The sequence below is a fragment of the Rhodococcus sp. UNC363MFTsu5.1 genome, from assembly GCF_000686785.1.
GTDB lineage: Bacteria > Actinomycetota > Actinomycetes > Mycobacteriales > Mycobacteriaceae > Rhodococcus_G > Rhodococcus_G maanshanensis.
Genome location: NZ_JMLO01000026.1, coordinates 1 through 22,476 on the forward strand (window position 1 = coordinate 1; position 22,476 = coordinate 22,476).

At 69.5% G+C, this 22,476-nt stretch carries 25 protein-coding genes; 10 read left to right on the forward strand and 15 right to left on the reverse strand.

The window, feature by feature from the left end; translation table 11 throughout:
- The coding region (locus BR31_RS0118965; RefSeq protein WP_027502358.1) for an HNH endonuclease signature motif containing protein at positions 1-388 on the forward strand (388 nt) is incomplete at its 5' end.
- A 210-nt stretch (positions 389-598) separates the two neighbouring features.
- Entirely contained in the window at positions 599-1,117 is a 519-nt protein-coding gene (locus BR31_RS0118970) for a hypothetical protein (RefSeq protein WP_027502359.1), read from the forward strand.
- A 54-nt stretch (positions 1,118-1,171) separates the two neighbouring features.
- Here the strand turns inward: BR31_RS0118970 and BR31_RS0118975 are convergent, their stop codons facing one another.
- From BR31_RS0118975 to BR31_RS0118990, 4 genes are all read right to left on the reverse strand, one after another.
- Entirely contained in the window at positions 1,172-1,573 is a 402-nt protein-coding gene (locus BR31_RS0118975) for an SgcJ/EcaC family oxidoreductase (protein ID WP_027502360.1), read from the reverse strand.
- A 29-nt stretch (positions 1,574-1,602) separates the two neighbouring features.
- Positions 1,603-2,064: a hypothetical protein gene (locus BR31_RS0118980; RefSeq protein ID WP_197023658.1), complete on the reverse strand. Its 462-nt coding sequence runs from the start codon at positions 2,062-2,064 to the stop codon at positions 1,603-1,605.
- A gap of 30 nt (positions 2,065-2,094) precedes the next feature.
- A complete protein-coding gene (locus tag BR31_RS0118985) occupies positions 2,095-2,733 on the reverse strand; it encodes an NAD(P)-dependent oxidoreductase (protein ID WP_027502362.1) in 639 nt (212 codons plus the stop codon).
- Positions 2,734-2,795: 62 nt separating this feature from the next.
- Positions 2,796-4,025 (reverse strand): MFS transporter, encoded by a 1,230-nt coding sequence (locus BR31_RS0118990; RefSeq protein ID WP_231496580.1) that lies wholly within the window; start codon positions 4,023-4,025, stop codon positions 2,796-2,798.
- A 40-nt stretch (positions 4,026-4,065) separates the two neighbouring features.
- Here BR31_RS0118990 and BR31_RS29270 point away from each other — a divergent pair, with 40 nt between their 5' ends.
- Positions 4,066-5,013, forward strand: a complete 948-nt coding sequence (locus tag BR31_RS29270) for a LysR family transcriptional regulator (protein ID WP_231496582.1) — start codon at positions 4,066-4,068, stop codon at positions 5,011-5,013.
- Between the two features lie 39 nt (positions 5,014-5,052).
- On the opposite strand, the gene BR31_RS29275 is transcribed toward BR31_RS29270, so the two are convergent.
- From BR31_RS29275 to BR31_RS0119015, 4 genes are all read right to left on the reverse strand, one after another.
- Positions 5,053-5,421, reverse strand: coding sequence for a Rieske 2Fe-2S domain-containing protein (locus BR31_RS29275; protein ID WP_051637569.1), 369 nt, complete (start codon positions 5,419-5,421; stop codon positions 5,053-5,055).
- 160 nt (positions 5,422-5,581) lie between these two features.
- Positions 5,582-6,037 carry a group II truncated hemoglobin gene (locus BR31_RS0119005; RefSeq protein ID WP_027502364.1) on the reverse strand — a complete coding sequence of 152 codons (456 nt, stop codon included), beginning with the start codon at positions 6,035-6,037 and terminating at the stop codon, positions 5,582-5,584.
- Positions 6,038-6,112: 75 nt separating this feature from the next.
- The gene (locus BR31_RS0119010) at positions 6,113-6,637 is read right to left on the reverse strand and encodes a hypothetical protein (protein WP_051637570.1); all 525 of its coding nucleotides are present in this window, start codon (positions 6,635-6,637) and stop codon (positions 6,113-6,115) included.
- A gap of 98 nt (positions 6,638-6,735) precedes the next feature.
- Entirely contained in the window at positions 6,736-8,166 is a 1,431-nt protein-coding gene (locus tag BR31_RS0119015) for an amidase (protein ID WP_027502366.1), read from the reverse strand.
- A 119-nt stretch (positions 8,167-8,285) separates the two neighbouring features.
- On the opposite strand from BR31_RS0119015, the gene BR31_RS29280 reads away from it, so the two are divergent.
- The gene (locus tag BR31_RS29280) at positions 8,286-8,873 is read left to right on the forward strand and encodes a TetR/AcrR family transcriptional regulator C-terminal domain-containing protein (protein WP_231496584.1); all 588 of its coding nucleotides are present in this window, start codon (positions 8,286-8,288) and stop codon (positions 8,871-8,873) included.
- 4 nt (positions 8,874-8,877) lie between these two features.
- Here BR31_RS29280 and BR31_RS0119025 read toward each other — a convergent pair whose 3' ends face one another.
- The 3 genes from BR31_RS0119025 to BR31_RS0119035 all read right to left on the reverse strand — a co-directional run bounded on the left by BR31_RS0119025 (position 8,878) and on the right by BR31_RS0119035 (position 12,251).
- Positions 8,878-9,825 carry a tyrosine-protein phosphatase gene (locus BR31_RS0119025; RefSeq protein ID WP_027502367.1) on the reverse strand — a complete coding sequence of 316 codons (948 nt, stop codon included), beginning with the start codon at positions 9,823-9,825 and terminating at the stop codon, positions 8,878-8,880.
- Positions 9,826-9,909: 84 nt separating this feature from the next.
- Positions 9,910-11,073, reverse strand: coding sequence for an Rv3169 family protein (locus BR31_RS0119030; protein WP_027502368.1), 1,164 nt, complete (start codon positions 11,071-11,073; stop codon positions 9,910-9,912).
- Entirely contained in the window at positions 11,070-12,251 is a 1,182-nt protein-coding gene (locus tag BR31_RS0119035) for a phosphotransferase family protein (protein ID WP_037177313.1), read from the reverse strand. The genes BR31_RS0119030 and BR31_RS0119035 overlap by 4 nt, the downstream gene beginning before the upstream one ends.
- 124 nt (positions 12,252-12,375) lie before the next feature.
- Between BR31_RS0119035 and BR31_RS0119040 the strand changes: the two genes are divergently transcribed.
- Together BR31_RS0119040 and BR31_RS0119045 are read left to right on the forward strand one after the other, a co-directional pair.
- Positions 12,376-12,999, forward strand: a complete 624-nt coding sequence (locus tag BR31_RS0119040; RefSeq protein WP_027502370.1) for a TetR/AcrR family transcriptional regulator — start codon at positions 12,376-12,378, stop codon at positions 12,997-12,999.
- A 302-nt stretch (positions 13,000-13,301) separates the two neighbouring features.
- Positions 13,302-14,111 (forward strand): alpha/beta fold hydrolase, encoded by an 810-nt coding sequence (locus BR31_RS0119045; RefSeq protein ID WP_027502371.1) that lies wholly within the window; start codon positions 13,302-13,304, stop codon positions 14,109-14,111.
- A gap of 61 nt (positions 14,112-14,172) precedes the next feature.
- Here BR31_RS0119045 and rsgA read toward each other — a convergent pair whose 3' ends face one another.
- The 3 genes from rsgA to BR31_RS0119060 form a co-directional block, all read right to left on the reverse strand.
- The gene (rsgA, locus tag BR31_RS0119050; protein WP_027502372.1) at positions 14,173-15,195 is read right to left on the reverse strand and encodes a ribosome small subunit-dependent GTPase A; all 1,023 of its coding nucleotides are present in this window, start codon (positions 15,193-15,195) and stop codon (positions 14,173-14,175) included.
- Positions 15,196-15,504: 309 nt separating this feature from the next.
- Positions 15,505-16,179, reverse strand: coding sequence for a DUF305 domain-containing protein (locus tag BR31_RS0119055; RefSeq protein ID WP_027502373.1), 675 nt, complete (start codon positions 16,177-16,179; stop codon positions 15,505-15,507).
- Positions 16,176-17,675 carry an LVIVD repeat-containing protein gene (locus BR31_RS0119060; protein ID WP_231496615.1) on the reverse strand — a complete coding sequence of 500 codons (1,500 nt, stop codon included), beginning with the start codon at positions 17,673-17,675 and terminating at the stop codon, positions 16,176-16,178. The genes BR31_RS0119055 and BR31_RS0119060 overlap by 4 nt, the downstream gene beginning before the upstream one ends.
- A gap of 221 nt (positions 17,676-17,896) precedes the next feature.
- Between BR31_RS0119060 and BR31_RS0119065 the strand changes: the two genes are divergently transcribed.
- Positions 17,897-18,454 carry a TetR/AcrR family transcriptional regulator gene (locus tag BR31_RS0119065; protein WP_027502375.1) on the forward strand — a complete coding sequence of 186 codons (558 nt, stop codon included), beginning with the start codon at positions 17,897-17,899 and terminating at the stop codon, positions 18,452-18,454.
- Between the two features lie 20 nt (positions 18,455-18,474).
- Here BR31_RS0119065 and BR31_RS0119070 read toward each other — a convergent pair whose 3' ends face one another.
- Complete coding sequence (locus tag BR31_RS0119070; protein WP_027502376.1) at positions 18,475-19,074, reverse strand: helix-turn-helix domain-containing protein; 600 nt, start codon at positions 19,072-19,074, stop codon at positions 18,475-18,477.
- A 132-nt stretch (positions 19,075-19,206) separates the two neighbouring features.
- Here BR31_RS0119070 and BR31_RS0119075 point away from each other — a divergent pair, with 132 nt between their 5' ends.
- From BR31_RS0119075 to BR31_RS0119085, 3 genes are all read left to right on the forward strand, one after another.
- Positions 19,207-20,625 (forward strand): MFS transporter, encoded by a 1,419-nt coding sequence (locus BR31_RS0119075; RefSeq protein WP_231496585.1) that lies wholly within the window; start codon positions 19,207-19,209, stop codon positions 20,623-20,625.
- 128 nt (positions 20,626-20,753) lie between these two features.
- Positions 20,754-21,173: a YciI family protein gene (locus BR31_RS0119080; RefSeq protein ID WP_027502378.1), complete on the forward strand. Its 420-nt coding sequence runs from the start codon at positions 20,754-20,756 to the stop codon at positions 21,171-21,173.
- A 15-nt stretch (positions 21,174-21,188) separates the two neighbouring features.
- Positions 21,189-22,475 (forward strand): RNA polymerase sigma factor, encoded by a 1,287-nt coding sequence (locus BR31_RS0119085; RefSeq protein WP_027502379.1) that lies wholly within the window; start codon positions 21,189-21,191, stop codon positions 22,473-22,475.
- Position 22,476: the final 1 nt, after the last annotated feature.

Consider the following 22,476-nt stretch of genomic DNA (forward strand, 5'->3'; position numbering starts at 1 on the left):
CTCCTGCGACGCCGACATCACCCCCATCACCATGGACACCGACGGCAACCCCATCGACGTCGGACGCACCACCCGCCTGATCCCCCGCAAACTCCGCCGCGCCCTCAGCGCCCGCGACTGCGGATGCGCCTTCCCCGGCTGCGGACGACCCGCCGCCTGGACCGAAGGCCACCATATTCAGCACTGGTCCAGTGGCGGCCCCACCAACCTGTCAAACCTGGTGCTGCTCTGCCGCTTCCACCACACCACCATCCACCGCGGCGACTGGACCGTGACCATCAGCAAAGACGATGGCCATCCTTGGTTTGTCCCACCCGCCTGGGTCGACCCCCAGCGACAACCACTGCCGGCACACAACCGGCGCAACCAACTCCCCTTCGCCGCCTGAGGCGAAACCATCGGGCACTGCGCTCGAAGAATAGAGCTGGGTCAAACAGGCGCGGGGCGATTGCCGTAGATCGCGCATTGAAGTTGCGGTTGACCGCCTCAGTGGCCGGTGCACGCGGGAACTGCGGTAGGTGACCGATGGTGTGCGAGGACTACCATGCGGGCTCGTCTACTCGTCTGAAGCGCATCATTCTCGGAAAGGTATGGCCCGATGGACCCGATCGACCGGCTCAGGGAGGAAATCGTGCGGACTGGGTTGCTGACGGCGCCCCAGGCGGACGACGGATTCGTCTTCGGGACCGCTCGGATGCGTGCTGTCGGAACCGACGTCAACGTGAACGTCGACCCCGAACTCGACGACAGGTCCGACATGGACACCGGGACGCTTCTCGCTGCCATCGAACGAGTGCTCACGGTCACCGATGCGCGATGGGGTCAGATCGTCCACTCGGTCGCCGAGGAGATCGAGGAGGCGGTCGGCGATCAGCCCGTGGTCGAGGCAACCGACCTGCGTGATGATCTGACGCTCACCTCGATGGCTGTCTTCCATGACGCGGTTCTGCTCTCCTTCGCCGCGCCGAAGCAGTTTCCCGACAGCTGGATCCGGGCTCAGCTCGACGATGATCTCGACGTCAATGGCGTCGTCGTGGACGAGAAGGACGACGACACCGAGGTCGTCGAGTTCGAGTCGCTCGACGACCTCTTGGACCACCTGACCGCCGACCGCTAGGTCGCCCGCACCGGCGACCAACCGGGCGTGCCCTTGTCGAGGGGTGCGGCGTGTTCAGGCCCTGATCGGTGTGGTCTGCGCGGAGGCGATCCGCCAGCGGTCGCCGTCCTCGACCATCACGTAGGTGAGCTGCCCCGACGTCGCCGGCAGGGCCGTTGTGGCGGAATCCCTTCCGTCGAAGATCCGTTTGACGCAGGTCGCGATTGCCACGTCGTCGCGGAGGAATCGGATGTCCTCGACCTCGACCGTGGTGGTCACGTCCGCGAGGGGTGTCGCCAGGGCCTGCCGCATGGCCTCGGTCAGCGCGTCCCGGCCCGAGACTCGGCGTCCGCCGAAGTTGACGATGGTCACCTCGGGTGTGTGCAGCGGGATGAATCGGTCCACGTCGTTCTGGAACTCCACGGCGTCGGCGACGAGGCGGCGGATGGCGGCGAGTGCGGATGAATCGGTGCTCATGTCGGTGCTCCCGGTGGGGGTCGTGGTGGTCAGGGCAGATCCGTGCGGCCGTCCAGGTTGGCGACCATGCGCCGCAGGACATTGACGGTCGCGACGTAGTCGGCGGTCGGCACTCCCTCACGCATCCGCCCGTGCGCCTTGGCGTTCCGCTCGTGGGCGCGCAGCCTCCCGGCCTCGCCTTCGTCGGTCAGGGCCAGTGTGCCGTCGCTGCCGTCGACGCGCAGCCAGTCCCTGTCGGTCAGATCGTCGAAGACAGCGCCGAAATCTGTTCCTTCCTCGGCGAATTCGTCGAGACGCTGGGCCAGCGTCGTGCGGGTCCAGGATCCGGGGGACCCGCTCACGTGGTTGAGGGTCCACCAATGCGGCTGGGTGAGCTGTTCGACCGCGAGCTGTCCGCGCAGGGCCCCGATGATTGCGCGGGCTGCCAGGTCGGTCCAATAGCCCATCGGTTGGGCGGCGATCACGTCGTCGGCGTAGTCGATCATGGTCATGTCGTTGTCCTGTCAGTGGTGGGGCGCAGATCAGTAGGCGGCGGTGAACCGGACGCGGTGATGCTGCGGCTGTTCCGCCTCGTCGAGCAGCGCCACCGCCAGGTCCTCCATGGAGAGCACGGAGGCGCCGTCGGCGTCGACCAGCAGGTCGTCCGTGCCCAGCCGGAACAGTCCGGTTCGCGTGCCGGGCTCGAGCAGTGCGGGCGGGCTGAGGTACGTCCACTGCGTGGACGCATCGGCACGGCATACCTCGAGCTGGTCGGCGCACGCCCGCGCGATGCCCCGCAACGAGGCCGGGAAGTCGGGCTCGTCCATCACGGTCACCCCGGCCGTGCCGGGCACGGTCAGGGTCGCGGCGCCGCCGACGACCAGCAGCCGCACCCGGGTCCTGGCCAGACCCGCGAGCAATACCTTCGTGGTCGCGACCAGATCGCTCTCCCGGCCCGGTGTCGGTCGGGTCGCGCTGATCACGAGGTCCTGGCCGATGCTCAGGTCGATGACGTCCTCGAGGTCCGCCGCGTCGCCGATGCGGACCTCGGCTCCCGCAGGCACCTCGTGTGCCCGGGCGGGGGTCCGCAGCACGGCCGTCACCTCGTGGCCTCGATCCAGGGCCTCTGCCACGGCCCGGCTTCCCACCTGTCCTGCCGCGCCGAAAACTGTGATGCGCATCGTTGTTCGCTCCCGTTCGATTTGTTTGTCAGTGGAATGTCGGAATGCCCGGGACGGTGCGATCAGGCCGGAACGACGGTGCCGCGCCTGGCGCTCACGCGTTCGGCGACCCAGACCAGGAAGGTGGCGAGGGCAAGCGCTCCGCCGAGGGCGCTCACCCCTGCCCACCCGCCGCGCACCCAAGCGACGGCGGTCAGTGCCGAGCCCGCGGCGCCACCGACGAAGAAGGCGGTCATGAACGCCGAGTTCAGCCGATTGCGGATCTCGGGGGCGAGGGCGTAGATGACGTTCTGGTTGCTGTTGAGCACGGACTGCTGCGCGACAGTCAGGGCGATCGCTCCGGCCAACAGCCACACCAGCGACGTCGCCCCCGCGGCGATCGCCACCCAGGACACCGCCAGCAGAGCGGTGCCGATGCCGGCCACCCACTGCACGTAGCCGCGGTCGGCGAGCCTGCCCGCCACCGGGGTGGCGATCGTCCCCGCGACGCCGACCAGGCCGAAGAGGCCGATCACCGCTTCCGACCACCGGTAGTGGTCCGCGACCAGCAGGAAGGTGACGGACGTCCAGAACACGTTGAACGAGGCGAGTGAGAGCGCGGCGATGACCGCCCGCCAGCGCAACACGGGTTCGGTTCGGAACAGGACGACGGTGGAGCGCAGCAGTGCCGGATAGGACATCCCGGCGGGGGTGTGCAGGCGGGGCAGAACGCGCCACAGCAGCACCGCCACCACGGTCAGCAGCACCGCGTTGACGAAGTAGACCGTGCGCCAGCCACCGAACTCCGACAACATCCCGGAGACCGTCCGCGCCAGCAGGCCACCCAGCAGAAGGCCGCTCATCACGGTGCCCACCACCCGGCCACGATGCTCAGGATCGGCCAGCGCCACGGCGAAGGTCACCAGCACCTGCGCCGCCACCGAGGTGATGGCGGCAAGCGCGGTTCCTGCCAGCAGGACGGCGCCGTTGGGTGCGGTGGCCGACATCAGCAGGAACGCCGCGGTGGCCCCGAACAGCGCCACCGCGAGGCCGCGCCGCTCCAGCAGGTCTCCCAGCGGGAGCAGCAGGATCAGGCCCAGTGCGTAGCCGGCCTGGGCGGCGGTGACGACCATCGCCGCCGTCGACGTGCTGAGTTCGAGGTCCTGGCGGATCACGTCCAGCAGCGGCTGCGCGAAGTAATTGCCCGCCGCCACGAGTCCGGTCGAGACCGACATGAGCAGCAACAGCCCTCGGCCGATCCCGGCCTCGGCAGCGTTGTCGCGCTGCGTGGTTCGCGTCATCACGTTTGTCATGATCGAAAGCCTGGCCAAGAAAGATCAATGAGTCCAACACATGTTTGTCACCGCAGCGATCGTGATTCAAGATAGATGGGTGGAGCTACAGCAGATGCGGTACGTCATCGCCGTCGCGGAGGAGAAGAACTTCACCCGCGCGGCCGAACGCTGCCTGGTGGTCCAGTCAGCGCTGAGTCACCAGATCGCGCGACTGGAGCGAGAACTCGGCGCGAAACTGTTCGACCGGACCAGTCGCCGGGTCGAGCTCACACCCGCGGGTGAGGCGTTTCTCCCTGAGGCCAGGCAGAGCGTGGAGGCCGCGGAACGGGCCAGGGCCGAGGTCACCGCCGCCGCGGGCGAGATCCGGGGCCGGCTCGCGATCGGTGCCATCCCGACGGTGGGGGCGATCGATCTCGCTGCGTCCCTGAAGGATTTCCGGGCGCGCCATCCGCAGGTACAGATCAGCCTGCGCATGGGAGCGAGCGGCGATCTGGTCGATCAGGTCCGGCTGGGATCCCTGGACGTCGCGTTCCTCGGACTGCGTCCCGAGACACCGCCGACGGGCGTGTGCGGTGTCGAGCTCGCGCGCGGCGAGTTGGTCGTATTGGTCCCGGCCTCGCACCCGCTTGCGGACGAACGCGCCGTTGACCTGAACCGGCTCGCCGACGAGGTCTTCGTCGACTTCCCGGCGGGGTCGGGAGGGCGAGCCCAGTCGGACGAGGCCTTCGCCGCGGCAGGCGTCCGGCGCCGGGTCGCCTTCGAGGTGATGGCTGTTGACTTCATTGCGAGGCTGATCAGGCAGGGCCTGTGCATCGGGCTGTTGCCTGCATCCATCGTGTCGGAGTTCCCCGACCTGCGGGTCGTCGAGCTGGTCGACCCCCCGACGAGGGTGGAGCACCTGGTGTGGGGCCGGTTGCGGCCCACACCCGCGGCCGCGGCCTACCTGTCGGGGCTCGGGGTCGCCGACGAGCAGCTCCTGTCGCCGCCGCGCCGCCGGGACGGGTAGGGGTCGGGGGCCGGGCTCACCGCGCCAGGGCCGACTCGATCAAGCGCGGGCGCACGCCTCGGCGGGCGGAGGGCCGCTCTCCTGGTCGTGCCACACGAACAGCAGCCGGTCCCGCTCGAGGGTCGCCCAGGCGCGAGTGGGCGTCGGGTGCGGGGATCCGCCTGCGGCCTCGCCGTTCCCGTCCCAGCGCCAGCGGTGGATCGGGCAGTCGATCGTGTCGCCCACGACGGAGCCGTGACTCAGGTCGCCGCCCATGTGCGGGCACCGGGCGTCGAGGATCCGGATCTCGCCGCTGCGGTCGGCGAACGCGACGAGCTTGATGCCGAAGGCCTCGATGGCATGCGGCTTGCCGTCACGGTAGTTCTCGGCCGGTCCGAGGCAGTGCCATCCGGTCTCGACAGCGGTCAACGCGCGTCCCTTCGTTCCTGGCGTGGGCGCGTGCCGTCCAGGGTCCGGTCGCTCGGCGCATCGACGCCCATCCGCGCAACCGTGTCAATCCGAGGGTGGGGCGTCAATCGGTCGATCCGCTGGGCGGAACGCGCCTGTTCGGCGGCGACTGGACGCCTGCTCACCAGTCCCAGCGGGGCACTTCCTGACAGGGATGAAGGTCGACGTCGTCGGTCGCGTGCGAGTTCTGCACCGCCACTTCGGTGCCGAAGCGGAGGTAGTCGCGCAACGCGGTGCGGAATCGCGTGTCGGAGGGTAGTCCGGCGTCGTCGGCGGCGGTGAGGAACAGGTCGACGAACCGTTGACGCTGCTCCTCGCTGATCTGTTTGCCGCGGTGCACCTCGAGGAGCGCGGGAAACCCGCCCAACTCGTCGGTGTAGGTGGTGGGCCCGCCGAACACCTCGGCGAGGAAATCCGTCAGGTGATCGATGTGGCTGGGGCTGCCCGCGCCGAACAGCGGGTGCAGGAGCGGATCGGCGAGGACCCGCGGGTACCAGGTCGCGACGAGGCGGTGCAGTCCTTCCCGGCCGCCGACATGCTCGAAAAGTGATTCGGTGGTGTTCCTGTCCGCTGTCATGGCACTCCTCGGTGAGGGAATGATTACATGATTACAGAATTACTTTCGGTCCGCGAGGATCGAGGAGCCGCTCCGTCACCAGCGAAACATCGGTAGCGGGCTCCAGGGCTTGGTGAGGGCCCGCTTGCCACCCAGCTCGAGCAATCGGCGATGGAAGCCGGCGTCCGGGAACTCCCGCAGCAGTTCGCGGTAGTGCCCGCGCGGCACACCGAAGTTGCGCAGGCCAAGCGTGACATCGATCCAGTCGGCCCGGCGGAAGATCTCCACCGCATCCCGCGCGGCCCCGGCCGAGGTCACCTTGTGGTGCTGCTGGATCAGGGTGGTGACCAGTTCGGTCTTGTCGGCGTGGCCGTGTTCGCGCAGCCAGCCGACGGCGCGCGTCGCCGAGGGGTCCAGGTAGTCGAAGGTGCCGTCGCTCCAGATGCCCAGGTCGTGGTAGACCGCCGCCACCCCGAATGCGACCGGATCGGGCAGTTCGCCGCCCGCGAGCGTCGTGCACAGGCGCAGCACCCGCTCGACATGATGGCGATAGGCCGTGCGGTCCTTGCCGAGTGCCCGGTTCCACGGCTCGAGGAGGCTGTCGAGATCGATCGGGTCCATGACCACGGCCTTCCTGGTCGGTTCAGTTGTCTCTCGGGGAGATCGCGCTACCGGTGGCGTTGCCGCCGGAGCCCCTCGAGCATGCCGGTCGCGACGGGCTATGAGACCGGATTCCGGTCGAAGCGATAGCGGCCGTGCCATGGCATGGCCGCCTCCAGCATCGCCGCGGCCGTCAGCAGGTCCGCGTCGGCGCCCCACTTCGCCGAGATCATCACGCCGAGCGGGACCTCCTCGTCGGTCCAGCCCAGCGGCAGGCTGACGGACGGGAAGCCCGTCGCGTTCGCGACGATCGTGTTGCCGGTGAAGGCCACCATCTCCACGAGCTCGGTGGCCGGGTCGGCGTCGTTGCGCAGCTCGCCGAGGGCGACGGGCGGCCGGGTGACGGTCGGCGTGATCACCAGGTCCACGTCGGCGTGGTCGAGGCTCCAGCGCCGCGACCACGCCTGCACCAGCCCCACCGCGGCCGCGAGGTCGCCCGATGACGTCTCCCTGGCCCGAATCCGCAAGTGCCGCACGATGGGGCGTAGCAGGTGCTCGTACTCCTCCGGGATGGGCTTGGTGCCTGCCAGGGACGAGAACATCGTGATGAACGCGTCCGAGAACGCCGGGTCGACGGCCTGCGGACGCTCGATCACGGTGTGTCCCAGCGACTCGAGCATGGCGCCCACCCTCGCGACGGCGGCCGACACCTGTGGGTCGACGGGACCCCGCGACACCGACCCCTGGGCCAGCGCGACGGTCAGCCTCCGCGTCGACCCGTCGGCGCCGCGCACGACGGCGTCCTCGAAGGAGTCCGGCCGCGGCGGGTGCACGGTCCCGGCGCCGGGGCGGGTCGCGAGCACGTCCAGTAGCGCGGCGGCATCGCGCACCGTCCGGGCGATCGGACCCTTGCTGGCGAAGCCGAAACCGTCGTGCCCGGCGTACCCCATGGTGAGCAGCCCCCGGCTCGGCTTGAGTCCGACCACGCCGCACGCACTCGCCGGTGACCGCAGCGAGCCCGCGGTGTCACTGCCCTGTGCGATCGGGACGAGGCCCGCGCCGACGGCGGCCGCGGCGCCGCCACTGCTCCCGGCGGCGCTGCGCGCGGGGTCGAACGGGCTCCGCGAGGGCGGGGCCACGTCCGGTTCGGTGTAGCAGGCGGCGCCGAACTCCGGGACGGTGGTCTTGCCGATGTCGACGAGTCCGCCGTCGCGGATCGCCTCGACGATCTCGTCGTCTACCTCGGGGACGAAATCGCGGAAGATGGCTGAGCCGAACGTGGTTCGGATCCCTCGGGTGGCTTCGAGGTCCTTGATCGCGGTGGGGACGCCGAAGAGCCGGGGCAGGCCCTCCTCGCCTGCATCGAGCCGGGCCTGCGCGCGATCGGCGAGCTCGAGCGCGTGTTCGGTCGCCACCGTGGTGAAGGCGCCGACGTCATCCTGCGTGGTCGCCCGGTCGAGGAAGTGGCGCGTCACCTCGGGAACGGAGAGCTGCCGACGGGCGATCGCCTCGGCGAGATCGACGGCGGAGAGCTGGTGTAGATCTGTCACGGCGGCCACCTTGTCATTCCGTTACGCGTATCGTTATGGTGGAATGCATGGTAGTCGAATCTGGGGACGCCGCAAGGGTGGGACGCCGAAAAGCCGTGAGCCACAGTCAGATTCTCGAGGTGGCGGCCCAAATCGCCGATGACGAGGGGCTCGACGCCGTCTCGTTCCGCGTGCTCGCAGACCGGCTCGGGACCTCGCCGATGGCCGTGCATCGCACGACGGGCGGCATCGACGCGCTGCGCCGGGACCTGGTGTCCACCTTGGTGGGCGGCGCCGTGGCGGCCATCGTGTGGCCCGAGGAGTGGCGCGCGGTCGCGCGGACCTTCGCCGACACCCTGCACGACCTGCTCATGCGGCACCCGCTCGTCCTCGAGGCGCACCGGCAGGCCGCGCTGGAGGCGCCGGGCGCCGACGACACCGCGCATCGCGTGGTCCGCGCCTTTCTCGAGGCCGGGTTGGGGGACGAGCAGGCCACGTACGCCTACGCCACACTGCACGACTTCGTGACCGGGCACGTCGCCATTCGGCTCAGCCGAGGGGACTTCGGCACCGTCCCTGCCGTGCGCCGGGCGGTGTCGGTCTACGCCGATCACCACGACTACGACCGGCGGTTCGCCGCGGGGGTTGGGCTGATCCTCGACGGTGTCGGCGTCGCTGCAGCGCGGTCGGCAACCCCGGGTGCTGTACGGCACCCGGGGTCGCCCTGATGGGCTAGCCGACCAGCTTGGCCTTGAGGGCCGCGATGGTCGCCGGGCTCAGCCCGAGGCCTTCGGTGAGGTAGTTGCCGACACTGCCGTAGTCGGCGGTGATCTGCGCGAGGCCGGCCTCGAGGAAGCTCTGGTCGACGCCGAGGACCGGCGTCAGGTTGGCGGCGGCCTGCGCGCCCATGGCCGCGGTGATCTGCGCCAGGGTCTTCTGGTTGGTCTCCGCGAGATAGGTGTTGCTCAGCAGGTAGTCGTCCATGACGGTGGCGGCGGGGACCCCGGCGATCGACTGCAGCAGCATGGCGGTCCAGCCGGTGCGGTCCTTGCCCGAGGTGCAGTGGAAGAGCTGCGCGCCGTCACCGGTGGCGATGTCCGTCAGCACCTGTGCGAAGCCGGCGCGACGGGCTGGGTCGGTGACGAAGCTGCGGTTGGTGTCGATCATGAACTGGCGGCCCTGTTCGGGCGACTGGATGGTCTGGGCGAGCTGGACCAGATCCGCGAACTCGATCGGGATGCTCTTGTATGCGACGCCGTCCGGCAGCTTGTCCTGGCCGCCGACCAGCGGATTGGCGATCTCGGCCGACCCACGCAGGTCGTAGACGTCGGCCAGGCCGAGGGTGGTGAGGGTCGCCTTGTCGGCGTCGCTGGTCTTGGTGAGCGCGTTGGAGCGGTAGATCACGCCGCGCTTGAGGTGCTTGCCGTCGGCGGTGGCGTAACCGGCGCCGTCGTTGCCCGCCACGTCGCGGAAGTTGGCCACGGACGCCAGCTTCGGCGTCGGTGCGAGGACCGGGTTGCTCGAGCCCGGGTCGAGCAACCCGCCGAGCGAGCCGGTGTCGATCGAGCTGAGGTCGAAGGCGCCCGCGGTGGCGGGCGCGGTGAACAACAGACCGCCTGCGAGCAGTAAGGCGGCGGCCCTCGCAGTACGGGTGGACAGCGTTCGGGAGCGTGTGGACATCTGATGGGTCTCTCTATCTGTGTGGAACGGACCGACCGAAGGGATTGACGGACGGTGGTCGAACCCGGCGAGGGCCGGGGCCGGTCAGGGGGCGACGTCACCGATCCCGGTGAAGCCGTAGCGCTGGTGGGGGCCGATGACCGCCACCTCGAACAGGCCTGCCCCGGTGCGGGAGTCGCCGTCCTCGCTGACGGTGAACCGGGCGAGGTTGTCGACCGGGCACAGCATCTTCTTCCACGGTTCGATCGCCGAGACCTTCTCCCGCAGTCCCTGGACCACCAGCTCGCCCTGCCACATCCCGTGGCGCCAGTCCTGCTCGAGGCCGTAGCCGGTGCCGACGCCGAGATAGTGCGGCAGCACCGGTTCGCAGGTGACCGAGAGGACCCGGTCGGGCTCGCCCGGTGCGCCAGGGCGTCGGAAGTGCAGGGTTCCGGTGGCAACCTCCCTGGTGCCGGGAACGAAGGTCAGCTCGTGGTCGGGTCGGCCCAGCCACTCCGGTTCCCTGGTGCGGTCCGACCAGACCCGGGTCGCGTCCTCGACGATGCGGCGACCCTGCTGGTCCTCCTGGATGACCGTGACGATGCTGTAGTCGCCGAACTGCATGATCGAGTAGATCCAGAAGAAGTTCTGGCTCGCGGCGAGCGCCGGATCCGCCTTGCGCCCAGGCGGTTCCGCCTCACCGACCGGGCGGACACCCCACGAGCGGTCGCGATTGCCGCGCCAGGTGTCCGCGGTGACGGGCCTGACCTCGCCGTCGACGGTGAGGGAGCCGGACCACGTGCCGGTCTGCACGAACCGCTGGGTGTCGAACGTGACCCGCTCGAGCTGGCGGTGGAAGTGCCTGGCCTCGAGGTTGGCGGGCCCGTCGGACTCGAAGACGAGATCGAAGCTCAGGTCGGGTGCCTCGGTGCTCGGGTCCAGCACCACCCGCAGGCGGTGCAGGCCCTCGAGGATCTCGATCCGCAGCGGTCCGACGGACAGGTCCATCCGGTCCTCGCCCAGCGCGCGGGACGCCCGGAAGACGATGTGGTCGTCCCCGCGCCGTAGCACTGCAAAGCCGTCGCACACACCGAGATTGGGGTACTGGCCGAGTCCGATGATGAGGAACAGTGGGTCGGTGTCGCCGTCGAGGCCGGGATGGCAGTTGAAGTAGTAGCGGTCGTAGAAGTTGCGGTCGGAGGTGCCGACGTGCCGGATCGTCTCGGCGATCTGGTGCACCGGGTAGTCGTCGAGCGGGGACAGCGTCATCGGGCGGATCCCGTCGCCACCGACGACCAGTAGGTGCCGTCGAGCATGGCCTCGAGCGTCGCGCGGTGCAGGATCATCTCGTCCGGGTTCGCCGGCAGCTCGGCCTGGCCGAACGCGACCGCGCGGCACTGCACGCGGAACATGATCACGGCGTGCCGAAGTGCGGCGTAGAGGGTGTAGAAGTCCAGGTCCGCCGCACGGTGTCCGGTCAGTTCCAGGTAGGTCGCGGCCACGTCCTCGCGGCGCAGGAAGTCGGGCATGCCGGGCAGGCCTGCCAGGCCTGCCAGGTCCTCGAAGAACCTGTGCAGGAAGATCATCCAGCTGAGGTCGAGTTCGCGCGGCCCGATCGTGGCCATCTCCCAGTCGAGCACCGCCGTCGGCTCGAAGTCCCGGAACATCATGTTGCCGATCCGGGCATCGCCCCAGCACAGCACCGCGGGCCCGGCCTCGGTGGGCAGGTTCGACTCGACCCAGTCGAGTCCCCGCTCGATCAGCGGGGACCGGGGACCGTCGGCGGTGGCCCACTCGTAGTACCGCCGCTGCGCCGCCACGTGAGCGCGCAATGCCGAGGCACCGGTCGGTTCGGTATCGGCGTCGGCCAGGCTCGGGCAGGTCAGGTGCGGATCGGCCATGGCGTGCAGCTCAGCCAGAACCCCGACGGAGGCCTGCTGGAGCCGGGTCCGCTCCTCGGCGGAGGCCTCGGACAGCCAGGACCCGAACGTGTAGGGCATGACGTCGGGCGGCACGTCCCCGTCGAGCCGTTCCATGACGAAGAACTCGCCGCCGAGTGCCTCGGGCCGGGACTCCGACCAGTAGACCCGGGGGATCGGCACGGAGGTGTGGGCGGCGACTGCCCGCATCACCTCGTACTGCTGGTTCAGGTCGTAGGACGGGAAGAGCGGCGCCGCGCTGGCGGGCGGGGCGATCCGCGCGACCAGGCGGTGTTCGGATCGACGCCCGTCCTCGGTCCACGTGGCGTCGAACAGCACGGTCTCGTTGGACATGCCGTTCGCGGCCGGGACCTCGACCGCGGTCACGGCGGGTTCGGAGCCGGGCTCCAACACGGTACCGAGCCAGCGCTCGAGGCTCGCCTGCATCACGGCGGGGTCGTTGCGGGATTCGCCGGGGCGGGCGAGTTCGGCGTAGTCGGGATCTACGTCGGCAGTTTCAGAGGTCATCACCACTCCTCGTGGTTCGGGTGGCGCCGATGCGCACGTGGCGATAGTCGATACACGTTGTATCGACTAAAGTCGTGACAGAATGTAACGGCCATCACACGAGGACGCAAGGGGTTTGTCAGAAATGCCGAAGGAAACCGAGGCCAAGCACCGTCTCGGACCGCAACGAAACCCGGCGATCGACGCGGCGGTGCTGGACGCCACCCGGCAGCTGCTGGCGGACAAGGGGTACGCCGGGACATCCATCGACGCCATCGCCACCCTCGCGGGCGTCGGGCGCCCGGCGATCTACCGGCGCTGGCCGTCGAAGGCCCACATCGTCAACGAGGCGATCTATCCGGTGCTCGACGCGGAGCAGTCCGCCGATCTCGGCGCCGGTCTCGGCACCGAGGGCCCGATCGCGGACCAGGTTCGCGCGCTGGTCCATGGTGCGGTCGCCCTCTTCGCCGCCCCGGCCACTCGGGCGGCTGCGCCCGGGCTGATGAGCGAGGTCCGGACAAACGCGGAGCTACGCGAGGTTCTGGTGGTGCGGATGCTCGCCGGAGTCCGGGTCGAGCTCAAGCGTCGTCTCGAGGCGGCGAAGGAACGCGGCGAGATCCGTGCGGGGGTCGATGCCGACACCCTCCTCGACATCATGGCCGGTGCGGCCATCTTCGCGATGTCCGTCCGCGATGTCGAGGACCCGGGGCCGTTCGCCGACTCGTTGGCGGACATCGTCCTACACGGCATCATTCCCCCCGGGCAGTAGGCGCGCCAAGGTCGGGCGCTGTCCGGAATTTCCGTTTTTCTGCGTGCGTGCACCGGTCGGTCGATATCCTCGAACCGAGTCCGTATGCGGTCGAGTGATCGCCGGGACCTGCGAACGCAGTCAGCGTCCGGGGCGGCCCGCTGGACGGAAATTCGGATACACCCGTCGGGAGGGTGACGAATGGATCTGTCGGAGAACCTCGACGCCGAGGTGAGTCCGAAAAGCCAACAGTGTTGTGAAACATCGACTCTCGTGATGCCCCGAGGTGTGCGAGCGCCGGAACCTTCGCCGAAGGAGGCACGATGAGATTCACCCGATTCGCCCGAGCCGTTCTGCTGGTGCTGACCATGCTCGCGACCGCGTTCGCGGCGGCCGTGGTGCCGGCCTCCGCCGCGCCGCGTCCGACGATCGTGCTGGTGCACGGCGCCTTTGCCGACACCACCAGCTGGGACGGCGTCGCGGCCGACCTCCGTGGGCGTGGCTACACCGTCGTGGTGCCCGACAATCCGTTGCGCGGACCCGGCTACGACTCCGCCGTGATCGAGAAGACGCTCGCCGGGATCTCCGGCCCGATCGTCCTCGTCGGACACTCCTACGGCGGCGCCGTCATCACCAACGCCCACAACCCGAACGTGAAGGCCCTTGTCTATGTCGCGGCCTTTGCGCCGGCCCAGGGCGAGCCGGTGATGCTGGCCCTCGATCCGATCCGGTTCCCGGGTAGCCAACTGCTCCCGCCTGCGTTACAGGTGAAGGTCGTCGACGACGCCCAGGCCATCGGTGGGAAGAACCTCGACGGCTATATCGCCGACGATGCCTTCCATCGTGTCTTCGCGCCCGACGTCAGTGACGCGACGGCCGCGACCATGCTGGCACACCAGCGCTCGATCGCGTTGTGGGCCAACATCGAGCCGTCCGGCCCCACCTCCTGGTCGGCCACGCCGAGCTGGTACCTGGTCTCCGCGGGAGACACGGTCATCCCGCCCGCCGCACAGCGGTTCATGGCCACCCGGATCGGTGCCCATACCAGCGAGGTCCAGGCCTCGCACGTCGCGTTGGTCTCCCAACCGCGGGTCGTGGCCGACACGATCGTCGCCGCAGCCGACGCCACCTAGACCGGCATGGGCCGTCGAGCAGGTGCCCGTACCCTGCTCGACGGCCGAGCGTCGCGCCGACCTACCGGTTGCGGTAGCGCTCCTTGAGCGAGCGCGACAACACCTTGACCTGGCGTGTCCGTTCGGCCTGCAGGCGCGCATCGGTGCGCGCGGCCATCCACTCGTTCTCGCGTTGCAGCTTGCGGTAGCTGTCGAGTCGGCGCTGCGGCAGCTCATCGCGCTCCACGGCCTTGCGTACCGCGCAGCCCGGTTCGGCGGCGTGGTTGCAGTCACCGAACCGGCATTGCTCGGCGAGGACGTCGATCTCGCTGAAGGCCCGACCGATTCCGTCGGCCGCGTCCCACAGCCCGACACCGCGAAGCCCAGGCGTGTCGATGAGGGTGCCGCCGCCGGGCAGCGGCACCAGCTCGCGGTGCGCGGTGACGTGACGGCCCTTGTGGTCGCCTCGCCTGACCTCGCCGGTCGCGAACAGGTCCTCACCGAGAAGCGCGTTCGCCAGCGTCGACTTCCCCGCGCCGGACTGCCCGACGAGTGCGACGGTGCCGTCGACCGCCGCGACCAGAACGTCGAGGCCGTCCCCGGTCCTGGCGCTGACCGCGAGCACCGTTGCGCCCGGTGCGATCGCCGCGACGTCGGCGAGCGTGTGGGAGACCTTCAGGGCCGCATCGGATTTCGTCAACACGACCACCGGCATCGCCCCGCTCTCCCAGGCGAGGGCGAGGAAGCGCTCGATGCGGCCGAGGTCGACGTCGGTGTCGAGCGCGGCCGCGATGACGACGGTGTCCACGTTGGCGGCGAGCACCTGACTCTCGGAGCGGATCGACGCCGTGGCGCGAACGATCGCGCTGCGTCGGGGCAGAACGTCCGTGACGACCGAGTCTCGGACGGTGACCCAGTCACCGGTGCAGACCGAGTGGGCGCCGGTGTGCGCACGAATCTGCCCTGATGCGGTGACGACGTCGCTTTCGCCGCGGTCGACACGGACGACGCGGCCCGGCTCGCAGTGATCGAGGTCGAGGGTGCTGAAGGCATGGGAGACCGACTCGTTCCAGCCGAAGCGGACGAGGTCATGGGGATTGAACATGGTGGGGTGATCCTTCGACGGGGCGCCGACCGGGTCACGTCATGTGGGGCCTCGGTCAGCGGGAGGGTAGGGGAGCGAGACGGCGCGCGGCGCCGAACGGCCAGACGGCCATGAGTTCGCCTCCCTGGAATCGACTGTCGGATCGGACACCACCGATGTTGCAGGAGGCGACCGGCCTGCCGCAACCGAATTTCCGGCCGCTCGGAGCTCGGAGATGCTCGTCAACCTGTCCCTGCGGGGTCGGTGCTGGGCGGCCGGGTTCGACGACGGCGTCGTCCAGTAGCTGCGACGCCGCTGTGGGAGGTTCGACTATCCGAGCGGCCGGGCACCTCGTTGCTCGAGCAGGGCCGTCATCAGCCCGGCCTCCTTGCCTTGTTCCAGGACCATGCTGCGCGCGATTTGTTTGACCGGTCCGTCGTCGAGCATGTGGTCCGCGGCCTGGGCCATGGCGATTCCGCCGAGGTGGTGGCGCTGCATCAGCTGCAGGAAAAGGGTTTCGGCATCGGGGCCGCGGGCGGCTGCGAGGGCGTCGAGTTCCGCGGTGGTGGCGATGCCGGGCATGAGCGCCGCCGGCGGGTCCGCCGGCTGGCTTGCGGGCGGGACCGCGGCGTGGTGCGCATGGGCGCCGTCGGTTTCGTGGCCGGCGCCCATCCAGGCCATCGGCGCTGGGCTGGCGGCGGTGACGCCCGCGAGCCGGAGCCAGCCCACCAGGGTGCCGACCTCGATGCGCTGGGCGTCACCGATTTGCTGGGCGAGGCGCGCGACGCCCGGATCGATCCCGGGGTCCAGCCGCTGGACCATCATCAGCGCCTGCTGGTGATGTCCCGCCATGTCCTGGATGAAGCCGATCTCGGTGTCGTTCAACACCGTTGTGGCGACCTGTGGCTCGTCGATGACGAGTGGACGGAGCGCCGCGCCCAGAGCAAGGAAGAGCAGCGCCGCCGCTCCGAACACGGCGACCCGAATCCAGGTTGCCTTCGTCATGATCCGAGCGTGGACTTCTGGTTCGCGGGCGGGTCGTAGACGTCGTTGTCGAGTTGCAGGGCCATGAATCCGTTGTCGGAGCAGGTGACCCAGAGTTGGGTGCCCCGCCACTGCGGCGGCGAGAAGCACCAGTCGGTGGTCAGGTCGCCGCCGGCGATCATCCCGGTGCGCGTGGTGAGCGCCTCGTCCACGTCGAACTTGCCCTGCTCCTGGGCCTGCATCGCGGCAGGGATGCTGAGTGCTGGGATTCCCAGGACGGAGGCTATCGCGTGCGGCGAGTTCCAGCGTTCGAGGTTGCGACCCTTCATCGCAGGCGGGTTGTAGTAGGCGATCTCCCGCACGTCGAAGGGGTCACTGACGTCGAACACCCGGATTCCCGAGGAGCTCCAGCCGCAGGCCAGGGCGGTCGGGTTGGTCGGCCGGTCGGCCGCGCAGTAGTGCGACTCGTAGCCGAATGCCGAACCGCCGGAAGCGGATCCGATGGCCGAGTCCTGGTTCTCCGGGAGGTTGATCTCGAGCTTGATCGTGTTGACGATACGAGGGTTGGTGTCCTCGGAGACGTCGATCAGCTTCACTCCGCCCGAACCGCCCTCGTTGGGGGTGAACAGGTAGGGCGTGCCGTCGTAGGTGACCGGGATGCTGTGCTGCGTCGCCATGCCGTCGGTCCAGGTCAACTGGGCGAGCTGGGGGACATGGGGATTGGGGTCGCGGCGTTGCACCGCGCTGGTGTCGAGCACGGTGATGCCACCGGCGTTGTCCGACAGGTACATCCGGTTGCCGTCGGGGGTGATGCCGAACCCGTGGGCGGACTGGCCGATCAGGCCCTGCCAGATGACGCGCGGGTTGGCCGGGTCGGTGAGGTCGACGGCGCTGACCACACTCGGGGCGATTCCCGAGGACCAGTAGGTGTTGCCGTCGGGGGAGAAGCCGCCCTCGTGAGAGGTGATGGGCAGTGGCATCTGCAGGTCCGTGCCGGGACCGGGGTTCAGCAGGCGCGGGTGGGCGCAATCGGCGATGTCGTACACCGAGAGCAGGCCGTTGCCGATGCCCGCGGGGACGCCGGTGCCGACCAGGAGCTTGCGTTTCTCGTTGACCTTCAAGCTCTCCCAGGTACCGGCGAGCATGGCGGGTTCGGTGAGGTTCGCGGTGGGGACCGGGTGGGCCGGGTCGGACACGTCCAGGACCTGCACGCCGGGGGAGGGGCCGAGCAGGTCGCCGGGGAAGATCGTGCCCAGGTAGGCGCAGTGGTCGTAGGCGGCCGAGACGATGCCGGCCCCGCGCCCCGCGAATCCCCCGAGCGTGGAAGCGTTGCAGCGGTATCCCTGAATGCTGCGGCCACTGTCGCGCTCGGCGGCGGGAACGTCGCCCTGCAGTCCGGTTTCCGGCAGTGAACCCGGGCCGCAGTCCGCGAGTGCGGCCGTGCTGGTGGCGATGGTGTGTTCCTCGAGCACCTTGCCGGGCGCGGCGGACTGGGGCGCGGCGGCGCCACTGACCATGGGTAGCAACAGTGCCGCGGCCGCAGTGAGCGCGGCGGTTCGGCCGGCGCGCACCACACACTTGGAGTTCACGCTTTTGTCCCCCTCCAACCGGACACTGTTGTCCGGATGGTTCTGTAGTCTCCGTCACACCGATTGCCGAGTCAAGCTTCGAATAGCCGTTCAGTGCACTGCCCGCGGCGGCCGATGTCCGGAATCCCCACCTCCGTAGGGTGGTCGGCGTGAACACATCGCGCGGCGTCAATCGAGGCCCCAAGGCCGCGGCGGGAAACCGTGCGGCGCTGGTCGATGCGGCGCGCCAGGTGTTCGCCGAGAACGGCGTCGATGCGCCGCTGAGTCTGATCGCGCGCGCCGCCGGGGTGGGCCAGGGCAGCCTCTACCGTCACTTCCCGAACCGGGAGAGCATCATCCTGGCGGTGTTCGAGGACAACATCGCCGAGATCGAGGAACTGGCCACCCGGCCGGAGTCGACGCTCGACGAGGTTCTCGAGTTCATCGTCGAGCAGATCACCGCCTCAACGGCATTCGTCGCGATGCTCAGCCCCACCGGGTTCGACGACCCCCGCATCCTCGAGATCAGCCGGCGGATGACCGGCCTGCTGGTCGACAAGGTCGAGGGTGCCCGTCGCGCGGGCGCCGTCGCCGCCGACGTGGATGCGACCGACGTCGTGTTGGCGCTGGCGATGTTCGCCCCCATCCTGTTGCAGACCGACGAGTCCTCCCGCCGTGACGTCGCCGCCCGGGCGTGGCGGTTGTTGCGTCGCGGGCTGGGAGCGTAACGGATCGGGTCTGTTGGTCCTCAGCGGTCCTCATCGTGTTGGGCCGCAGGTTCTTTCGGGCGCGCGCGAACGTGGGCCCGCTCGCCCTGCGGTCCGAACAGGTGGAGGATCTCGACCGGGTGATCGCCCGCCGGGCCGAACCAGTGCGGTTCGCCGGTGTCGAACTCGGCCACCTCCCCGGGGCGCAGGACCACCTCACGTTCGCCGAGGATCAGGCGTAGGTCACCCGCGAGGACATAGAGCCACTCGTATCCGGCGTGGGCGACGAGTTTCGGTGTGCGCGGCCCGATCACCTGTTTGAAGACCTGCACTCGGCCCGGGTAGTGGGTCAGCGCAATGACGACGCTGCCGTTGCGGCGGCGTTGCGGTGTGAGGTGGACGCGCGGATCGCCGGTCGCGGGAGCGCCGACGAGCTGGTCGAGAGCCACCCGATGAACCCGGGACAGGGGCACGAGGAGATCCAGGGTGGGACGCCGCTTCCCGGACTCGAGCCGTGACAGCGCGCTGATGGAGATGCCGGTCGCGGCGGAGAGTTCCTCGAGGGTCATACCGCGATCACGGCGAAGCGAGCGCAGGCGTGGTCCGATGTCGGCGAGCACCTGCTCGAGTTCGGCGTCCATGCCGGCCATTTTGCAGTCTTCGCAAATCTTCTACCCGGTCCGGGTGATCGACTGCGACGATCCCCCCGACGAATGGGGATCGGTGCGGCGAAGTCCCGCGCCCGGTCCGGTTGACCGACCGGAGGAATGAGCGTGCAATCTCAGCCTGGAATCAGCACCACCGCCCCGCCGAGCCCGGTCGGCCCTGCGCCCAGTGCCAGTAGGGGCCGGATCGTGCTGGCGATCTGCTGCCTGAGCCTGTTCGTGGTCGGCTTGGACACGACCATGGTCAACGTGGCCCTGCCTGCGATCGGACAGGATCTGGACGTCGGCACGCGCGGCCTCGAGTGGACGGTCAACGCCTACACGCTGGTCCTGGCGAGCCTGCTGATCTCCTCCGGTGCGGTGGCTGATCGGGTCGGGCGGCGACGGGTCTTCCAGCTCGGGCTGCTCGTGTTCGGTGCCGCGTCCGCCGCGTGCGCGCTGGCGCCCTCCGTCGGTGTCCTGATCGGCGCCCGGGTCGTGCAGGGCATCGGCGGGTCGATGCTCAGCCCGGTGGCGCTGGCGATCGTGGTCAACGTGATCACCGACCCCAGGGAGCGGGCCAGGGCGATCGGTGTGTGGGCGGCGGTCTTCGGCGTCAGCATGGCCGCTGGTCCCGTGACCGGTGGCGCGCTCGTCGAGAGCCTCGGCTGGCGATCGGTGTTCTGGATCAACGTGCCGGTGGTCGTCGCCGTCCTGCTCTTGACCGCATTGTTCGTCCCGGAATCGAGAGGCCAACGGCCGAGAAGGCTCGATGTGCCCGGTCAGCTGCTGTTGGTTCTCATGGTCGGCGGCGCGGTGGCGATGCTGATCGAAGGTCCGCGAATCGGATGGGTTTCCCCGGTGGCACTGATCGGATACGCGGTGGTCGCCGCCGCCACGGCGGGATTCGTGTGGACCGAGTCCCGGCGGCGCGAACCCCTCATGGATCTGCAACTGTTCCGCCGAAAGTCGTTCACCGGGGCCGTGGTCGGTGCCGTCGTGGTGTTCGTGGCACTGAACGCCACGTTGCTGCTCGGTACGCTCTACCTCCAGGACGGGCGAGGGATGAGCGCCCTGGCTGCGGGTGCCGTCACTCTTCCGATGGCCCTCGGTGCCACGGTCTGCGCGCCGCTCGCCGGGATTCTCGTCGGACGTGTCGGCCCGCGGCGGCCGCTGCTGATCGCGGGTACCTTCACCACCCTCGGCGGCCTGTGCCTGGTGGCGTTGGACGACGACACCAGCCTCCTGGTGTTGCTGCTGGCCTACCTGCTGCTCGGCATCGGCTTCGGCTTCTCCAACGCCCCGATCACCAACACCGCGGTCAACGGATTGCCGGCCGACCGTTCGGGGGTTGCGGGCGGGTTGACCTCCACCGCGCGCCAATTCGGCGCCGCCCTCGGCGTTGCTCTCGCGGGCGGCGTCGTCGCCACCACCGCCCCCGCCGACCTCGCGCACGCCTCCCGCCCCGGCTGGATGCTCGTCGCCTGTTGCGGACTGCTGGTGCTCCTCGTCGCCCGCGTGTCGCCGACGGCCGGGAAGTCGAGTTGACCGACCCCGCGCCGCCCCGAACTCGGATCGCCCGAAGAAAGTTCGTGACCGTGTCGATCCGCGACCTTCCCCGTTCGACCTATGGATGAGAGGGTCCGAGAGGGACCCGGACACCGAGGGAGACAACGATGAAGTACATGCTGATCATGCGAGCCACCGACGAGGCCTTCGCGGGAATGATGAACACCGACTTCAACGAGATGCTCGAGACCGTCGGCAAGTACAACGACGAGATGATCAGGGCCGGGGTGCTGCTCGCCGCGGAGGGACTCGACGATGCCGCCGAGGGTGTGGTCGTCGACCACTCCTCCGAGCAGCCCGTGGTTACCGACGGCCCGTACGGCGAGACCAAGGAGCTGTTCGGCGGGTTCTACCTGCTCAACGTGGCGTCGAAGGAGGAGGCGATCGAGTGGGCGAAGCGGTCGCCGATCACCGGCCCCGGCTTCAAGACCGAGATTCGCCGGGTCCCCACGATCGACGAGTTCCCGCAGGACAACGAGTGGATCCAGAAGGAGCGGGCGTGGCGCGAGGCCACCGGCCAGCTCTGAGCGGTTCGACGGGCGATGGCAGATCCCACCGGCCGTGAGGCGGTCGCGGCCGTCTGGCGGATCGAGTCCGCGCGGATCGTCGGCGCGCTCGCGCGGTATACCGGCGACTTCGCGCTGGCCGAGGATCTGGCGCAGGAGGCGCTGGCCGAGGCGCTCGTGACCTGGCCACGCGACGGCGAACCCCGCAACCCCGCGGGGTGGCTGCTCACCGTCGGCCGTCGCCGCGCGGTTGACGCGTTCCGCAGGCGCTCCGCCCTCGACGAGCGGTACGCCGCCCTCGCCCACGACCTGGGTGAGGGCGGCGTGGTCTCGGGCGGCGCGCCGAAAGATCGGGCCGCAGAACCCGAGGACGTGCTGTGGGACCCGGACCAGATCGACGACGACGTGCTCGCGCTGATGTTCATCTCCTGCCACCCCGTGCTGTCGCGGGAGGCGAGGGTGGCGCTCACCCTGCGGGTGGTCGGCGGTCTGACCAGCGACGAGATCGCCAGGGCGTTCCTGGTGCCGACCGCGACCGTGCAGGCTCGGATCACCAGGGCGAAGAAGACCCTCGGGGCGGCCCGGGTGCCGTTCGAGGTGCCGTCGGTGCAGGAGCGTGCCGAGCGGCTCGGCTCGGTGCTCAGCGTGGTCTACCTGATCTTCACCGAGGGGTCCTCGGCCAGCTCCGGTGGCGACCTGATCCGGTTCGACCTCGCGAGCGAGGCGCAGCGGCTCGCCCGGGTGCTGGCGCGGTTGGTCCCGAACGAGCCGGAGGCGCACGGCCTGCTGGCGCTGCTCGAGCTGACCGCGGCGCGTTTTCCCGCCCGCACCGGGTCGGACGGCGAGCCGGTGCTGCTCGAACACCAGGACCGCCGCCGCTGGGACCGCGCCGCGATCCGTCGGGGGCGCGCCGCCCTGGCCCGCGCCGAGCGGGCCGGACGGGGCCTCGGCGTCTATGGCCTGCAGGCGGCGATCGCCGAATGCCATTCCGTCGCACCGTCGGTCGACGCGACGGACTGGGGCCGCATCGTGCTGATCTACGAGGCGCTGGGCCGGCTCGCGCCCTCGCCGGTGGTCGAGCTCAACCGGGCGGTTGCGGTTTCCATGGTCGAGGGACCGGCAGCTGCGCTGTCGATCGTGGACGAGCTGGTGGCGGCCGGGGCGCTGTCGAACTCGCACCTGCTTCCGACCGTTCGAGGCGAGCTGCTCACCCGCCTGGGGCGCACCGATGAGGCGCGCACCGAACTGGGAGTCGCAGTTCGGTTGTGTGGCAACGAGCGTGAGCGGGAGGTGCTGGAACGTAAGCTCGCTGGCCTGGATTGAC

Excerpts from the sequence above, each read along its gene's own strand:
- BR31_RS0118970 (WP_027502359.1), top strand. The coding sequence starts at position 599 with ATGGACCCGATCGACCGGCTCAGGGAGGAAATCGTGCGGACTGGGTTG.
- BR31_RS0118975 (WP_027502360.1), bottom strand. The coding sequence starts at position 1,573 with ATGAGCACCGATTCATCCGCACTCGCCGCCATCCGCCGCCTCGTCGCC.
- BR31_RS0118980 (WP_197023658.1), bottom strand. The coding sequence starts at position 2,064 with ATGACCATGATCGACTACGCCGACGACGTGATCGCCGCCCAACCGATG.
- BR31_RS0118985 (WP_027502362.1), bottom strand. The coding sequence starts at position 2,733 with ATGCGCATCACAGTTTTCGGCGCGGCAGGACAGGTGGGAAGCCGGGCC.
- BR31_RS0118990 (WP_231496580.1), bottom strand. The coding sequence starts at position 4,025 with ATGACAAACGTGATGACGCGAACCACGCAGCGCGACAACGCTGCCGAG.
- BR31_RS29270 (WP_231496582.1), top strand. The coding sequence starts at position 4,066 with ATGTTTGTCACCGCAGCGATCGTGATTCAAGATAGATGGGTGGAGCTA.
- BR31_RS0119005 (WP_027502364.1), bottom strand. The coding sequence starts at position 6,037 with ATGACAGCGGACAGGAACACCACCGAATCACTTTTCGAGCATGTCGGC.
- BR31_RS0119010 (WP_051637570.1), bottom strand. The coding sequence starts at position 6,637 with ATGGACCCGATCGATCTCGACAGCCTCCTCGAGCCGTGGAACCGGGCA.
- BR31_RS0119025 (WP_027502367.1), bottom strand. The coding sequence starts at position 9,825 with ATGTCCACACGCTCCCGAACGCTGTCCACCCGTACTGCGAGGGCCGCC.
- BR31_RS0119030 (WP_027502368.1), bottom strand. The coding sequence starts at position 11,073 with ATGACGCTGTCCCCGCTCGACGACTACCCGGTGCACCAGATCGCCGAG.
- BR31_RS0119035 (WP_037177313.1), bottom strand. The coding sequence starts at position 12,251 with ATGACCTCTGAAACTGCCGACGTAGATCCCGACTACGCCGAACTCGCC.
- BR31_RS0119040 (WP_027502370.1), top strand. The coding sequence starts at position 12,376 with ATGCCGAAGGAAACCGAGGCCAAGCACCGTCTCGGACCGCAACGAAAC.
- BR31_RS0119045 (WP_027502371.1), top strand. The coding sequence starts at position 13,302 with ATGAGATTCACCCGATTCGCCCGAGCCGTTCTGCTGGTGCTGACCATG.
- rsgA (WP_027502372.1), bottom strand. The coding sequence starts at position 15,195 with ATGTTCAATCCCCATGACCTCGTCCGCTTCGGCTGGAACGAGTCGGTC.
- BR31_RS0119055 (WP_027502373.1), bottom strand. The coding sequence starts at position 16,179 with ATGACGAAGGCAACCTGGATTCGGGTCGCCGTGTTCGGAGCGGCGGCG.
- BR31_RS0119060 (WP_231496615.1), bottom strand. The coding sequence starts at position 17,675 with ATGGTCAGTGGCGCCGCCGCGCCCCAGTCCGCCGCGCCCGGCAAGGTG.
- BR31_RS0119070 (WP_027502376.1), bottom strand. The coding sequence starts at position 19,074 with ATGGACGCCGAACTCGAGCAGGTGCTCGCCGACATCGGACCACGCCTG.
- BR31_RS0119080 (WP_027502378.1), top strand. The coding sequence starts at position 20,754 with ATGAAGTACATGCTGATCATGCGAGCCACCGACGAGGCCTTCGCGGGA.
- BR31_RS0119085 (WP_027502379.1), top strand. The coding sequence starts at position 21,189 with ATGGCAGATCCCACCGGCCGTGAGGCGGTCGCGGCCGTCTGGCGGATC.